Below are 15947 nucleotides of genomic sequence, written 5' to 3' on the forward strand. Positions count from 1 at the left end.
TTGCTTTTCTGTTCAGGCGTTTTTAAGCTGTGTCTGCTCATCAAGCGCCGGTTTGTCACCTGGCGCAACAGTATCTGTTTTACCGATTGCCAGTGACAGACCAAAAGTATTGATGCCGTTTTCACTACGAACAAACACATCGCCACGGTGCATCAGTGCGACCGCACGAACAATGGATAATCCCAGACCATGATGCGTATCGCTGCGCGTGCGGGACGAGTCGATACGATAAAAACGCTCAAACAGACGCTCCAGGTGTTCTGCGGCGATCGGCTCGCCCACGTTGGCGACAGCTATGATCGCATGCTCATGCCGCTGGCGAATGGAAACGGTCACCGTGGTATTCGGTTTTGCATGGCGAGCCCCATTTTCCAGCAGGTTTGCCAGCGAACGATGGAACAGCCGACGGTCGATACAGGCAATGATATCGCCTTCCACGTTGATAGTGAGGTTCTTCTCAGCGAAGGAGGGTTCGACATATTCCGCCGTCTTCCATGCCTCCTCGCGCAGCGATACCTCGGTAAGTTGCGTGGCATGTTCCCCGGCCTGGGCATGTGAGAGAAAGAGCATGTCATTGACAATCGAGGTCATTCGCGCCAGTTCTTCCAGATTGGATTCCAGTAAATCTTCCAGTTCACTGACGGAACGTTCGCGGGATAATCCCAGTTGTGTCTGGCCTATCAGGTTAGTCAGCGGTGTGCGCAGCTCGTGGGCGACGTCAGCGTTGAAACTTTCCAGTTGCCGCCAGGCCACTTCCTGGCGTTCCAGCACACCGTTGAATGCTTCCGCCAGCGTTTGCAGTTCATCCGGCAGGGTTGTGGTGTCGAGGCGCTGTCCGTGATCGCCGGGGGCAAGTTTGTGCGCCTGCTCGCTCATTGTATTCACCGGGCGCATGCCAAATCGTGCAATCATAAAACCTAACACGGCAACCAGTATCACCCCGAGGGCGGTGATCAGCAGCAGCGTGCGGGTAAACTCTTCCAGCGTGCCCATATAAGGCGTGGAATCGATAGCTATCACATAGCGGATCGCCGGGCGTTCACCCCGCGCCGGAATTAATTTGACCAGAATAAAGAGCGAACAGGACTCTTTCGTGGCCCCCGGCGCTTCGCTAAATCCGTCGGCGAGTGTCGTCCAGTTGACCCCTTGCGGTGGCTCGCCGCCCACCTGAAAGCGGGGATCATCGCTGAGAACCCAGTACTGTACGCGTCCGCCTTCCGCCGTGGTCATATCGGCGAGCTTAGTGGCGAGCATTTGCCAACTGTGCAGCGTGGTGCGCGATAGCAGCCACGGCTCCATTAGCGATTCCCTGAAAAGCAGCTCGTTGTGCATCTGTTTTTGTAAGGATTCATGCAGGGTGCTGCGCAGCAGAAAACCGATCGCCGAGACGATAAGCACGGAGGCGAGGGCAAACATTAATGCAAGGCGTCCTGAAATCGAACGTTTGAGCATAGACAGACTCTATTTAGCGGGGCTCTCGGGCCGTGTTTCAAGGACATATCCCATGCCCCGGACGGTATGCAGCAGTTTTACGGGGTAGGGGGCGTCCACTTTGGCCCGCAGGCGTTTAATCGCCACCTCCACAACGTTGGCATCGCTGTCAAAATTCATATCCCATACCTGTTCCGCAATCATCATTTTGGAGAGGATTTCACCTTTATGGCGGGCGAGCAGGCTCAACAGGGCAAACTCTTTGGCTGTCAACTCAAGACGGTCTCCGGCGCGTGAGACGCGACGGGCGAGCAGGTCGAGATGTAAATCATGGATCTGCAACTGCGTGGTGTCAGCACCATCACTGGATCGGCGGCGCAACAAGGCCTGAATACGGGCGACAAGTTCAATCAGGGAAAACGGTTTGGGAAGATAATCGTCTGCCCCCTGACGCAGCCCTTTAACCCGTTCATCGACGGAGCCGCGGGCAGAAAGCATCAGCACCGGTGTGTTTTTACTGGCACGTAGCCCTTTTAACACGCTGTAACCGTCAAGACCTGGCAGCATGACGTCGAGAATGATGGCCTCATAGTCAAATTCAACCGCCAGGTGCAAACCTTCTGTACCGCTGGCGGCGACGTCAACGGTAAAACCCAGTTCGCTGAGCGCACGATAAATATAGGACGAGGTTTTTTCCTCGTCTTCGACCAGCAAAAGTCGCATTGTGCTCTTCCTTTGTCGCAAAGGACAAATGTGATGATACAGGGGATTTTATCGCGTTATTGCCAACACCTGGCTGACATTTTACTGACATTTGTGTCAGCTTGCGCCAGAGGAAATCGACGAAGACGGAGATCGATAAATTGCAAAATATCAATCTGCGGACACTCAACAAGAAATTGGGTTATCGGGCGGCTTGCATTTTTGGTATAACAACTTTCTATTCTTGTCAGACCTCTGCCAGGTAGTAGAGGTTATCCATGTTGAGGACACGTTATGGCCTCGTCTGAGACAACCCAGACGCAAACGCCACGGGAAAAAGTGACCCGTTCCGGGCGGATTTCCGGGGTGGCATTGCTGGTCGCCAGCGCGTTTTTTATGGAGTTTCTTGATGGCACGGTGATTGCGACTGCCCTGCCGGACATGGCGAAAGCCTTTGGTGTTTCCGCTATCGATTTGAATATCGGTATTAGTGCCTATTTGTTGACGCTGGCGATGCTGATTCCGGCCAGCGGCTGGGTGGCGGAACGCTTTGGCGCACGGACGGTTTTTAGTCTGGCGCTGCTGATTTTTACCGTGGCGTCTTTGCTTTGCGGCCTGACAAATAACGTCACCGGCTTTGTGCTGATGCGCATCCTGCAAGGGGTGGGGGGCGCAATGATGGTGCCGGTAGGGCGTCTCGTTGTTTTGCGTACCACGCCGAAAGAGCAGTTGATTAAAGCCATCGCCACTTTGACCTGGCCTGCGCTGGTCGCGCCGATTATTGGTCCGCCGCTGGGGGGCTTTATTACTACCTATGCGAGCTGGCACTGGATCTTTTTCCTCAATGTGCCGCTGGGGCTGGTGGCTATCGTTCTGGCCTTGAAAATGATGCCGGGACTGTCGGCTGATGAAAAACGTCCGTTCGATGTGGTGGGTTTTATCGCCACAGGGCTGACCATGCTGTGCCTGGTGGCGGGGCTTGAGATGTTGAGCCAGCAGCATGTGAGTATGGTTAGCGCCGGGGCTACGCTCGCCGTTGGTCTGCTGGCGCTGGTGTGGAGTATTCATCACTTGCGTCGCGCGCCTGCGCCGCTGATTGGCCTGAGTTCGCTGTCGGTACACTCTTTTCGCGTTACGATGCGCGGCGGGTTTATTCTCCGCGCCACTATCAGTTCCGCGCCCTTTATGTTGCCCCTGATGTTTCAGGTGGGCTTCGGGATGAGCGCGTTTGAGGCCGGGTCGCTGGTGCTGGCGGTCTTTGCCGGTAACCTGGCGATGAAGCCTGCCACGACGCCGCTGATTCGTCGTTTCGGTTTTAAAAAGCTTTTGATTGGCAACGGGGTTGTCTGCGTGTTGTCGCTGTTTTTCTGCGCTTTTTTAGCACCGGACTCACCGCAAATGCTTACTCTCGCGCTGTTGTTTATCGGTGGGCTGAGCCGCTCAATGCAGTTTACCGGCATCAGTTCGCTGGCATTTGCCGAGGTACCGGCGGCAGAGATGAGCTCCGCTAACACCCTTTTTAGTACCTCGCTGCAACTGGCTAACGGCCTGGGGGTAACGCTGGGGGCGCTGAGTATTCGCGCAGGCGCGATCATCAGCGACAATATGGGGTATGGCGATATTCAGGGGATGGCCTTTAAGCTGGGGTTTGTGATGATAGCGCTTATCACGGCGGTTGGGCTGTATGACATGACACGCCTTGAAGCCGGGGCGGGGCGAAATGTTTCGCAGAAACCGAAGAAATAAAGAAAGGAGAGAGCAGCCCCTCGCAGGCGCATCCATTGATCGTGAGTGAAAAATCTTTACCGCGTGCTTCACAGGTCTCGCTGGCAACCGGGCCCGTTTCAGCTTTTTCTGCGTTGTTATCGTTACAGTGAATTAGTAAAACGTTAACATTTACTGTATCAATGATAGTGAGTTTAGCGCTTCGCTGAAACGTGTAGTCTGGCGTCAACACCACTTTGCCCTTGCTGTCCGGGCGGTTTTTGGACATGCGGATAACATTCATGAACGATAAAAAAAAGCCGTCGCCTCTCCAGGATGTGGACGTACAGCATCTGTATGATTTATTGAATCAAAATTCGGATTGGGTATGGGAAGTGGATGCGCAAGGACGTTATACCTGGGCCTCCGATGTGGTCACCAGCTTGCTCGGCTATCCGCCGAGTGAAGTTATTGGTAAGACCCCGTTCGATTTTATGCCCCCCGGCGAGGCCGAACGCGTCGGACGCGCTTTTATGGAGATCGTGCAAGAGAAAAGAGCTTTTTCAGGCCTGGTGAATCGTAACCAGCGTGCCGATGGGCGCATTGTGGTGCTGGAAACCAGCGGCGTTCCCCTTTTTGATGAAAACGGTGAATTACGCGGCTATCGGGGTGTGGATCGTAATATCTCGACCCTGGGCGAGCGCGTGTTGCAACTGGAAACTATCTACGATACCACCCCCGTGGCGCTGTGCATGATAGACCGTCATGGTCGCCTGGTGATGTCGAATAAAGCGATGAATCATCTGCTGCACAATGACGGGCATGAGCTTGCGGAGAGCTATCTTTCCGAGCATATGCCCGAGTTCTGGCATCTTTTTGAGGAAGATTTTGCGCTGGCAGACATGGGCGAGGTCATTCCCCGTCGCGAAATGATCTGGCATGACCGCTGCTACGATGCGCAGTCTATTGCTGTGACAGATGCGAGCAGTAATGTTGTGGGGCTGTCGATTACCTGGGTGGATATCACCGCGCGTCGTCAGGCTGAACAAAAATTGGCGGGCGCGAATCTGGTGTTACAGCGGCATGCTCAGCACGATCACCTGACCGGCTTGTTTAATCGCCGGTATATGGATGAGTGCCTGCTGACGGAAGTCACACGTTCTTATCACGGCCACTTTCCGCTCTCGATCTGTCTGGTGGATATCGACTTTTTTAAACTCTATAACGACAGCCAGGGACATCAGGCGGGAGATGAGTGCCTGCAAATCGTCGCGAAGGCGCTGGTCACTTCTCTGGTTCATCCGGATGCTAATGTCAGCCGCTATGGTGGCGAAGAGTTTCTGGTGATATTACCGGATACCAATAAATCGGCTGCATTATCCATTGCCGAGCGTCTGCGTAAGCAAATCAACGCGCTGAAATTGCCGCATGCCGCAAGCCCGATGGGTTTCTTAACGATCAGCATTGGTGTGGCAACGCTCGATTGTGAGAGCATCTTTTCTGAGGACAAGCCGCAACATATGATTGCCAGCGCGCTGATCGGTAAAGCCGATACTGCGCTGTATGCGGCGAAAAAGCAGGGACGTAATCGGGTTGTTGCTGCGGACACACATGCCGGGTGAGTCGATACTGACCGACGGTTCAAAAAATACCCCTTCTGAAGATAAATCCTTGGCTTCAGAAGGGGAGACCATATGGCCATTCGTTACAAAAGCCTTTTAAAAATAAATAGCGTGATTATAAAAGCCATATATATAAATATTTTTCATGGATAGTGAATGAGAGGAGAAAAAGCTTATAAATATTGAGGTTTTTTATCTCAGGTGGGCTAAAAGGGAGTGGCGAAGACGGCAAGGAGAAAAAACCTCCACCCGTAAGCGGAGGAAACGAGACGCAGAGATTAGATATCATCCGGCGTGGCATGAACTACACGTTCAAGTGCACTTCTGTACATGTCCAGTTTTGCAATGTCCTTTTCAGTTTCCAGTTTTACCAGCAACTCCAGAATGATGTCCTTATTCGTTACCATGGATTTACGGGCCGACAGCGTTGTGCGGATCCCGGCGATAACCTGCTGCTCGCTGGTTTTAGCGTCCAGATGGGGGACTGCGGGAGATTCGGTATCGATATCCATTTCATGAACGCTCATCAACAAATGACCTGTGAAAAAGAGGCTGATTACTTCCCGAGAGTGTCGGGGAGTGTTTTGTTTTGCCAGATAAAATTAGACAGGGAAGGCCGTCTTTACAAATGAGATTGCTATAAAAATTGCAGTAAAATTTTACCTGTTTATATAGCTTAAGGTTATATAAATTGAAGTAACGTTAAGGTCATAAATAACTCGTTGTTTATAAATAAAAAATGCATCCATCACTCAACGTGGTGGATGCATTTCAAAAAGCAGATTCAGGTTTTCAGTTAGTGCGTACTGGCCATTTCGGTGCGTGGACCACTGCTGACTGGTCCCTGAACTGGCGTACATGGGCTTGTAAATTGCTGGATGTGGCTGGCCTGGCTATCACCCGTCGTTGGGGCCAGCATATAGCTCACTTTACAGCTGGAACCGATGTCATTACCCCATTTAACCAGCAACGTTCCTTTGTCTTCTCTCACGCGGGCGTAAATGGCCCCGGCCTGGTTGACAATGCCCACTGATGCGTTGCTTTCATCCAGAACATCGGCGCCAAACGGCAGATTTTCTCCCGCAAATGAAGAGGCAATCAGTACCGGTGAGCCTTTGTTAGTATTGAACTTCACTTTTACAATCGCGCCGGAACGCGGTGCAATTTTCTGAGCGGTGTTTTCAAACTCCACGTCCAATGAAGACCCTTCCGGATCAATGGATACACTGTTCATCTGATAAGGTGACAACGATGGGAAAAGTGCATAACCAAAGCGGTCGACAGATGTTCCCGCATAGCCAGAAATTTTTGCTCCTTTGGCGTCTTTTGCCTCAATCAGCGCGTAGGTATCGCTGTTATAAGGGGTGAGCGTGACGCCACCGGAGTGGGCAACCAGCGCTCCGCTTAAACCCAACGACGTGCTATGGTAATTTTTACCTGTGCTATAGCCGCCATTGATTGTCGCGATGCTACTGGTCCAGCCCCCACCGATATTCGCAGAGGTACCACTTTGGGAATCGTGGCTACCGCTCAGGTTATAGTTATACTGGTTTTGATCGCCCAGTGTTCCGGAGATCATTGCCTGCTCACTTTTCCCGCCGTTATTATCCTGGTTATAGCGCAGACTCATATAAGGTGTATGAGATTCCCATGCGTCCCATAACGGAAATGATAAGTTCAGGTACCAGTTAGTTTGTTCATTGCCATTCGAGGACTGGCTGCGACTAACGTTGACACTGTAATTCACTCGCTTCCAGTTATTGGAGTAGCCCATCTGATATTGCTTGTTATAGCCCTGTCCGCTGTTCCAGTAATTTTCCAGTGTGGCACTGAGGTAAATATTCCCCCAGGGTTCTGGTAATCCCTGGTTGACGCTAACGGTAAAGCGATTTTTCGAACGCCAGATATTGTTGGGATCATAGCCGTTTTGAGCGGCATCTCGGGTTTGTAATGCGGTCAACAGATCCATATAACCCGCAGTCGAATAGCGGTACGCCGCGAGGGTAATGTTACTGTTGGTTTCATCAATAAGTTTACTGTAAGTGATACGGTAACTCTGGCCGGATTTGGTCCCGCCAGCTTTGTTACCCAGCTTGCTTGTCGACTGGGTTGCATCAATGGCAATCGCACCAAGCCTGCTACCGGTCGCGAGACCTAACTGGTAGGCCTGGTAATTTTCGCTAACCTGCACGCCGCCGTAGCCGGTAAAAATATTACTTATACCGCGCATATAAGTGGCTTCATAAATCATCGGCTCATCGGAAATGCCGGTATTACGTATCTTGCCTGCGGTCATGCTATAGCGCTGAGTACCCGGACGCAGTAACTGGGCAACGGATGCATAAGCGATGGTATATTGCTGTGTTGTCCCATCTGCCTCCTGAATAGTGACCTCCAGATCGCCCCCATATCCTGCGGGGTAGAGATCGTTAATCAGAAAAGCGCCAGGCGGAACCGTGGTTTCATAAATGATGTTGCCAAGCTGTTTGACCGTCACTTTAGCGTTTGTTTTTGCAATGCCGCGAATGTCTGGCGCATAGCCACGTTGTGATTCGGGCAACATGCGATCGTCGCTGGAAACCTGCGCCCCGATAAACGGTACCGAGTTAAACATCTGCCCCGATGTATTGTATTCACCGAGGATTATCCGCCCCAGAATGGGGGCAATATCACGCTGTACATAGGTGTTGGTGGTGTTGTATTCCCCACCAATATCTTTTTGCCAGTTATAGGAGCCGTTATGACGGAAATACCAGGCACCGATATTGAGCCCGGCATTCAATGACGCATACAGTGAGCGAGAATCCCCTCCGCTGCTGTACTGTGAGTCATAACCATTAACGTAATAACCAAGCATTAATGCCGGTACTCCACTGTCCCACAGTTCCGGGTTTACCGCACCACGCGCGGTACGGTGCACATAGATTTGCGGTACTTCGATATTGAGCTGCTGGTCACCGCTGTCGAACTCGAATTTGGCTTCCGGAATAACCGACACCAGGTTGCTACAGGTGGCGGGCGAGCTTAATGCCTGTTTCACCTCGGAAGGGAGTTTATCCTCGTTGAAGTTGATTAATTGAATCAGACGTGGCGTTAGGCACGGGTAAACCTGGCGATTGTCACCCGCCTTGAATTCCACCTCTTCCTGGGCAACTTCTTCGCCGTTGACAGAGATATTGACCCGGTAGATACCTGGAGAGGCGCTGGAGCCGTAGCTGAACCGGCTAAGGTCAACTTTACTACCATTATCCAGACGTAATAAGTCAGATTCAAATTCCACAACATTTCGTGCGTATGCACGCGATTTATCGTCAGTTTCTTCCGCGGCTATGACTGGAAATGCCATCATCACCATCAACGCGAGTGGCGATAATCGGCTTTTAGGCCCCACAAATTGATGATGAGTTGTCGATCTTTCCATAATAACTCCTGAAAAGCGGTATCTTTCCCTGAAAAGCAAAAGCCGTAATTGTTGTCGTATGAATGGCTTTTATTATTTAATGGGGTTATTTAGCCTTAAGGTTTGGCTTTATATTGCACGTTGGCACCATAATCATTAACGGCAGTATAACTCAGGTCATTTATATTGGTTACGCTAATACCTTTGAACTGATAAAATCCCGTTGCACCTGGGGCAAGCATAAACCCTTTGGTATCGAATTTTTTACCACCAGATTTATAAGTGACGTCAAAAAGCGAAACATAATATTTTGAAGGGTTCGTTACATTGACACCATTGCCTTTAATGGCCCAATGTAGATTCTCCATTGCCTGTGTTGCTGTGCCAGGGAGACCATTTGGCCGATAAAATAATTTTATTCGTGTACGAAAGGCAATATTCAGTTTGCTTTGTTCTTCATTAACGTCTTTAGCTTTAGCTGGGACTTCCAGAATATTTAACCAGAATACAGATTCCCGGTCCTGCGGTAAGGCTGGACTGCCAAGATAGCTAATGCGTAATGTTTGTCCTTTGCCTGCATCCACTCGGTTGATTGGTGGTGTTAAGACAAATGGTACATTTTTAGTTGCTGACTCTCTATTCTCACTGTCTGTTTCAATCCAGTTCTGAATTAATACCGGGGTTGTGTTCTGGTTAGTTAAAGTAACGGTAACTTCTTTTTTATTGGCCTGGTAAATTACGCGAGTACTGTTAACGACCACGCTTCCCCAGGCAATGGTACTGAATCCGGAGAAAATTATTGCCCCTATGGCAACCATTACTGTTTTGGCGTAATAAGACATACCCAGTTCCTTAAGAAAAAGGAGGGAGCGAAAATCGCTCCCCGAATGCAGTGATTAATCGTATTGCAGTTCGTACTCAACCTGACCTTTAACGGTACCAGAGGTCAGTGCATTAGCACCTGTGCCATTGTTATTGGTGATATATTCAACGCTAAATGGCATGGTTGCAGTATTGCCGCTTGTAATCGTGACAAACTCTGCGCTACCTGATGCCAACGCGTTGCTGTTTACGTCAATAATGTTACCCGTAGTGAAGTAACTTAAACGCAATTGAACATCTTTTGCTGTACCTGTTTTGTTAAGCAGATAGCCGCTAGTGGTATCTACATTCGCAGCCGAGGACTTAAAGAAAGCCTGAACTTTCGTTTTACCCGAGGTGCCTAAGACACAGTTTTTTGCATCAAGCGTAAACCTGGTTTGACCCGCGGTTTTGGTTGTACCAGCTGCTGCAGAAAGCAAACTTTTAGAGATAGTCGGCAATGTTACTGTACCGCTGGCACTGGTGCCGCCATTCAGGACGACATCACAGGTGGCGTCAGTAATTTCACCATTAAAATCGATGGTGCCGGAGCTTGCAGCCTGAGCCACGTTAAACAATGACAGCGCAGATGCAATAGATGCTGCTAAAAGTACTTTTTTCATAAGTATTCCCTTTGATATGAACTAAACAACGTCGTTGTTGATAATTAGCAACCTGTTCCACAAGCGCTAATGATTTCCTGTTTCCTTATGGATATTCAGGGGTTTATTTTCCCAATTGTAACCCTCTTATGGTTACTGCTTTCCTGAATGCTGTGGTCAGTGATATTCAGTCCCAGAAATATTGTTTGTTAGAATTATTTTGTTCTCACCTGTCATGGGGTGAATATTATTCGTGTTGCTGATATTTTTTATTCAAGCATCACGTTGATGGATGATTTAAATGTTTTTGTGCGCTGCAGTGGATACTCCGCGCCATTTTCAGAAAATTGTTTGCGTTTACAATACAACTCCATAACCATCTCATTAGCAATCATGTAACCTTTGCCAGTAATACGCATAATAAAGTTGTCGGGCAAGCCGACTAGCGCCAGTTTGTTTTTTAGATTATGCATTACCTGCCACAAACGCTGGCTGGAGCAACTCAGTCCGTTTTTTTCCCATACCTGTATTTGCAGCATTTTATCCGGGACAATTTCACCAACAGCATGCGCCAACAGGTATTCCAGCAGGTTTGCCATGGTCGGCCTGAGGTATTCAACCGCTTTTCCCGGTGTTTCGGGAAGCAGGAGGCATCTTTTGAACGGCAGGAACTCAACTTCGTTGTGTTCGCCAAGACGATATCCATATACTGTTAATTTGACCATTGTCCCTAGTCTTCCTTCTCTTCCTGGAAGGGGTAATTAAGACTGACTGGCGATCCTGCCTGCTTAATCATAATTCTTCACTGTGTTGCTGATGGGGGGGATATTATTGATTTTTTTGTTCGTTAATCAACTTTATTTCATTAAACCATAGAATCAAAGCAAAATGCTAAGCTATCGATTATTGTTAGTGTAAAATTTTATTTATTTTGTAACTGGTGAGTCTTTACATGGTTAAGCTGGTTTGAATTAAGTCCTGGCTCACAAAATCTTCATCTTTTTATACTAAAATATTTATCCTGTTTTTTGTCTAATTAATGGTTTTTAATCTCGATTGTGTTTTTTGTGTTAAGGATTATATGGTAAAAATAAGTCTTGGTTATGGCATTAATAAAATGCATTTACGCGCTAAATATATTTCAGTGGTCAGGAAAGATTAGCGATTTCCGTAATAATTAGGAAGTGAAAACGGAGCGAATAGTATTTTTCAACCATCTTCGTGAATGGTACAAGTAGATTTATTCCTAAGTAAAATAAATGCGCGCCTTGTGAGAGAAGAGGCGGGTTTGTAGAACGTGTCTTAATGCGCGCCATTTACAAACCCGGCAGGATTTAGCTGGTAATGCCAGTAGGGATATCATCTGCCCACTGTGTCGCCGTGGTAATCAATTCAGCAACCACGCTGCGGTTAAAGCCGAGCCGATGACCCAGCGCGCTGACATCTTCCCATTTATGGTTTTCATACAGTTGCGCCAGGTGCAGATAAGGATAGAGCGGGCCACGTTTCTCTTTAAGCGCCATCATTACATTGCTTGAGACGTCAATCTGGCCAATCAAATCCGCCATCGGCATTTCGAAAATATCGTCCAGTTGCGAGAACAGGCCCACAATAAAGGCATCGTCCGATGAATGACGGCTGATGGAACGGGCGGCAGCCAGCTCGCAGAACTTTCCGCGAATCAGGCAGCGGTGGTAGATTTCATCGGTCTTGCCGACATTCACCGACGTCAGGCAAGCCACCAGCACGAACCGGCGTAGCTCATTGGCGCCAAGATAAAAGATGATGTCTTTGAGCGACTGACTGCGAAAGTTTTTAATGCCGCGCGCGTTGAAGACGATGTTCTGCGCATAACGCATCAGCTTGAAAGAGAGCGCAAGGTCCTGTTTTAGCAGCGCTTCGATTCTGGCGAAGTCCGGTGAGTCAGTGTTCACTTCCTTCATCAGCTTTAAGGTTACGGACTGATTCTGGATAAGCTTGTTGTTAGCGTGAATGACTGGCTTGCTGAAAAAGTGCCCTTGAAAGAGAGTGCAGCCGAGGTTGCGGTAGCACTCATACTCTTCCTGCGTTTCAACCTTTTCGGCCAGAAAGACTGTGCCCTTGAGCAGCTCAGCTTTGCTTTCTATGTACTCTTTGATCTCTTCCGGCGTGCTCATGCGCACATCAAATTTGATGATGCTGACATAGGGTAGAAAATCGTTCCATGTATCGCCGAGTTCAAAATCGTCCAGGGCGATACGAAAACCGTGCTGATAAAGCTGTTTTACGGTCTTAAGCAGACGTGGCGTGGGTTCAGCCGTTTCGAGTATTTCCACAATCACACGATCTTTGGGCAAGGTCTCCGCCATGCCCTGTATTAACAGTTCATAGGGGAAGTTAACGAAGATCGCGCTGTATTCCTTGAGGCGACCCAGCGGCGCACCAAGAAATTGTTCTACGATAATTTGGGCAGTGGCATATTCCGGAGTAACATCGGGAAACCGGTTCGTCATGCTGTCTCTGAACAACAGCTCATAACCGACTGTGTTCATATTTTCGTCAAAAATCGCCTGGCGGGCGACAAAAGAAAACATTGGATACTCCATACAGATGCCTGTAGATATCAAAACCCGGTTAAACAGGTATGTAACCGGTTAATCCCCCAGCATTTTCTCTTACCGATGAAAGGGAAGCCTGGACGAAAATGGCAAAGACGCATGTGGGTCTTACAGAAGGCAGTATCTTTTGTAAACTTCTTAGGGACTTAAGTCAAATCCCATCTACGTTTACAGGGCATTATTAAGCCGGTTTTCTGAAAAAATGTTCAGTTCGCTAAAAAAATAACCCGATTGCCTGCAACCGGGTTTTTAATGAGGGGAACCCGGTTATGACCGGGAGACAACTCCGGCTTTTTCCAGCATAGCGTGTAACAAGACATTTGCCCCGGCCGTGACCTGTTCTGGTGCTGAATATTCTATCTCATTGTGACTGATGCCATCTTTGCAGGGAATAAAAATCATTCCGGTAGGTGCGAGCATGCTCATATAAACTGCGTCATGTCCGGCGCCTGAAACGATATCCATAGAAGAGTAGCCTAGTTTTTGCGCTGCATGCCGTACCGCCTCTTTACATTCCGGATGGAATGGCGCGGCAGGATAATGTGAAACCTGTTGCAGCGTTATGCTCAGCCCGGTTTTTTCAACGGTCTGCGCAATGTACGCCTTCAGCGCCGCATCCATTTTGTCCACCTCGGCGTCGGTCATATTGCGAAAGTCGATGGAGAATTTCACACTGCCTGGCACCACGTTGCGGCTGTTGGGATGCACCTGCACCATACCTACGGTCCCGCGTCCGTGAGGCGCAAATTGCCCGGCAATATTGACTACTTCCTGCATGATATATGTGGCAACTTGCAGGGCGTCTTTGCGCATCGCCATGGGCGTTGGTCCGGCGTGGGACTCCATCCCCGTGACGGTACAGTCATACCAGCGAATACCGAGCACTGCCTGCACCACGCCGATGATGATGTCCTGATCTTCAAGGATGGGGCCTTGCTCGATATGGGCTTCAAAATAGGCGCCGATAGGGTGGTCGCCCGGTACAACGTCGCCCGTATAACCAATTTTGAACAGCTCATCTTTCACCGATTTTCCTTCGGTGTCGGTTGCGGCATAGGCTGTCTCCAGCGGGAAGATGCCCGCGAAGACGCCGGAGCCCATCATGACCGGCACAAAGCGTGAGCCTTCTTCGTTAGTCCAGAAAACCATCTCTACCGGCGCTTCGGTTTCAATACCGCGATCGTTCAGGGTTCGAATAACCTCCAGCGCCGAGAGCACGCCAAAGTTGCCATCGAACTTGCCTCCGGTTGGCTGGGTGTCGATATGGCTACCGGCGACAATCGGTTTTAGAGCATTGTTGCGGCCTGGGCGGCGCATGAAGACATTGCCGATCTGATCTATTTCGACCGTCAACCCGGCCGCTTTGCCCCAGCTGACGACCAAATCTCGGCCCTGACGGTCAAGGTCGGTCAGCGTTAAGCGGCAGACTCCGCCTTTGGGTGTGGCGCCAATTTGCGCGAGGTCCATTAACGATTGCCACAGACGCTCGCCATCAACCCGCAGGTCACTGATATCGATGCTGTTCGTATCTGGTGAAATGACTTCACTGCTCATGATTCTTTCCTCAATGTCGGGTGATTAGCGGGCGACGGCCTGTGGGGCGCGCTGGCGCTCCCATGCAGCCGCTGCGCTGAAATCCGGGCCGAACGCCGGACGTTTGATATAGCGCCCCGCGCCTTCGCGGGCGCGCAGGTCGCCATCAGCCCATACCAACTGGCCCTGGCTGATGGTGAAGGCCGGTACGCCGGTTACCGTACGGCCTTCGAAAATATTAAAATCGTTGCGCGAATGATGAGTGCTGGCGGAGAGCGTTTTGCTACCCGCCGGGTCCCAGAGCACCAGGTCTGCATCGGCGCCCTGCGCCACACAGCCTTTACGCGGATAAATATTGAAGAGGCGCGCGGTATTGGCGGAGGTAATCGCCACAAACTCGCTCGGTGTCAGGCGTCCGCTGTTGACTCCCGCATCCCAGATGACCGCCATGCGTTCTTCCACGCCGCCGCAGCCGTTGGGAATTTTTGTGAAATTATCGCGGCCCGCCGCTTTCTGACTGGCGCAAAACGTGCAGTGGTCGGTGGCGGTGGTGTGGAGCTGACCGGATTGCAGGCCGTGCCACAGCGCTGACTGGTGGGATTTATCGCGAAACGGCGGGCTCATGACGTGAGCGGCGGCAAAGCCAAAGTCCGGATGGCGGTAGACGCTGTCGTCAATGACTAAATGCCCGGCGAGAACTTCGCCATAGACGCGCTGCCCGCGACCGCGCGCGCGCGCGATGGCTTCAGCGGATTCGCGGCAGGAGACATGTACCACGTAAATTGGCACCCCCATAATGCTGGCGACCGTGATGGCGCGGTTGGCGGCTTCGCCTTCAACTTCTGGCGGGCGGGAGAGGGGGTGGGCTTCCGGCCCGGTGATGCCTTGCTTGAGCATCTCTTGTTGCAGCAGGTAAACCATCTCGCCGTTTTCCGCGTGCACTGTCGGCATCGCCCCCAGTTCAAGGCAGCGGCGGAAGCTGTTCATCAGGGTTTCGTCATCGCACATGATGGCGTTTTTGTAGGCCATAAAGTGTTTGAAGCTGTTGACGCCTTCCTGTTGGACCAGTGTGCCCATGTCCTGGCGTACGCTTTCGTCCCACCAGGTTATGGCGACGTGGAAGCTGTAATCGGACGCCGCTTTTTCCGCCCAGCCGCGCCATTGTTGATAAGCGTCCATCAGCGGTTGTTGTGGGTTAGGGATGACGAAATCGATGATAGTGGTTGTGCCGCCCGCCAGTGCGGCAGCTGTGCCGCTGTAGAAGTCATCGACCGTGGTGGTGCCCATAAACGGGAAATTCATATGAGTGTGCGGGTCGATGCCGCCGGGCATGACATACAGCCCGCCCGCGTCTACGGTTTCGGTTCCGGCGGGGATGTCCCATTGGGATGCATCGCCGACGGTCGCAATGACGCCGTCGACACAGAGCACATCGGCACGACGCTGATGGTCGGCGTTGACGACGGTTCCGCCTTTGATCAACAGGTTACGCATT

General features: G+C 50.6%; 12 protein-coding genes. 2 read left to right on the forward strand and 10 right to left on the reverse strand.

Features of this window, described 5'->3' with window-relative positions:
- Positions 1 to 12: 12 nt before the first annotated feature.
- Positions 13 to 1452, reverse strand: coding sequence for a heavy metal sensor histidine kinase (locus IP582_RS06170; protein WP_193795401.1), 1440 nt, complete (start codon positions 1450 to 1452; stop codon positions 13 to 15).
- A gap of 9 nt (positions 1453 to 1461) precedes the next feature.
- On the reverse strand, positions 1462 to 2154 hold the full coding sequence (locus tag IP582_RS06175) for a heavy metal response regulator transcription factor (protein ID WP_193795402.1): 693 nt from the start codon (positions 2152 to 2154) through the stop codon (positions 1462 to 1464).
- Positions 2155 to 2427: 273 nt separating this feature from the next.
- Here IP582_RS06175 and IP582_RS06180 point away from each other — a divergent pair, with 273 nt between their 5' ends.
- Together IP582_RS06180 and IP582_RS06185 are read left to right on the forward strand one after the other, a co-directional pair.
- Positions 2428 to 3879 carry an MFS transporter gene (locus IP582_RS06180; RefSeq protein WP_193795403.1) on the forward strand — a complete coding sequence of 484 codons (1452 nt, stop codon included), beginning with the start codon at positions 2428 to 2430 and terminating at the stop codon, positions 3877 to 3879.
- Between the two features lie 260 nt (positions 3880 to 4139).
- Entirely contained in the window at positions 4140 to 5459 is a 1320-nt protein-coding gene (locus tag IP582_RS06185) for a diguanylate cyclase (RefSeq protein ID WP_193795404.1), read from the forward strand.
- Positions 5460 to 5737: 278 nt separating this feature from the next.
- Here IP582_RS06185 and IP582_RS06190 read toward each other — a convergent pair whose 3' ends face one another.
- The 8 genes from IP582_RS06190 to hydA form a co-directional block, all read right to left on the reverse strand.
- Positions 5738 to 5986: a biofilm development regulator YmgB/AriR family protein gene (locus IP582_RS06190; protein WP_193795405.1), complete on the reverse strand. Its 249-nt coding sequence runs from the start codon at positions 5984 to 5986 to the stop codon at positions 5738 to 5740.
- A gap of 269 nt (positions 5987 to 6255) precedes the next feature.
- Positions 6256 to 8880: a fimbria/pilus outer membrane usher protein gene (locus IP582_RS06195; protein WP_193795406.1), complete on the reverse strand. Its 2625-nt coding sequence runs from the start codon at positions 8878 to 8880 to the stop codon at positions 6256 to 6258.
- A gap of 95 nt (positions 8881 to 8975) precedes the next feature.
- Positions 8976 to 9701, reverse strand: coding sequence for a fimbria/pilus periplasmic chaperone (locus IP582_RS06200; protein ID WP_193795407.1), 726 nt, complete (start codon positions 9699 to 9701; stop codon positions 8976 to 8978).
- 54 nt (positions 9702 to 9755) lie between these two features.
- Positions 9756 to 10343 (reverse strand): fimbrial protein, encoded by a 588-nt coding sequence (locus tag IP582_RS06205; RefSeq protein WP_193795408.1) that lies wholly within the window; start codon positions 10341 to 10343, stop codon positions 9756 to 9758.
- Between the two features lie 248 nt (positions 10344 to 10591).
- Positions 10592 to 11047: a helix-turn-helix domain-containing protein gene (locus IP582_RS06210; RefSeq protein ID WP_193795409.1), complete on the reverse strand. Its 456-nt coding sequence runs from the start codon at positions 11045 to 11047 to the stop codon at positions 10592 to 10594.
- Between the two features lie 609 nt (positions 11048 to 11656).
- Positions 11657 to 12895 carry an EAL and HDOD domain-containing protein gene (locus tag IP582_RS06215; RefSeq protein ID WP_041852254.1) on the reverse strand — a complete coding sequence of 413 codons (1239 nt, stop codon included), beginning with the start codon at positions 12893 to 12895 and terminating at the stop codon, positions 11657 to 11659.
- Between the two features lie 291 nt (positions 12896 to 13186).
- Positions 13187 to 14473, reverse strand: a complete 1287-nt coding sequence (locus tag IP582_RS06220; protein ID WP_193795410.1) for a Zn-dependent hydrolase — start codon at positions 14471 to 14473, stop codon at positions 13187 to 13189.
- 24 nt (positions 14474 to 14497) lie between these two features.
- Positions 14498 to 15946, reverse strand: a complete 1449-nt coding sequence (gene hydA / locus IP582_RS06225) for a dihydropyrimidinase (RefSeq protein ID WP_193795411.1) — start codon at positions 15944 to 15946, stop codon at positions 14498 to 14500.
- Position 15947 lies beyond the last annotated feature (1 nt).

This window comes from Citrobacter sp. BDA59-3 (assembly GCF_015167655.1).
GTDB lineage: Bacteria > Pseudomonadota > Gammaproteobacteria > Enterobacterales > Enterobacteriaceae > Phytobacter > Phytobacter diazotrophicus.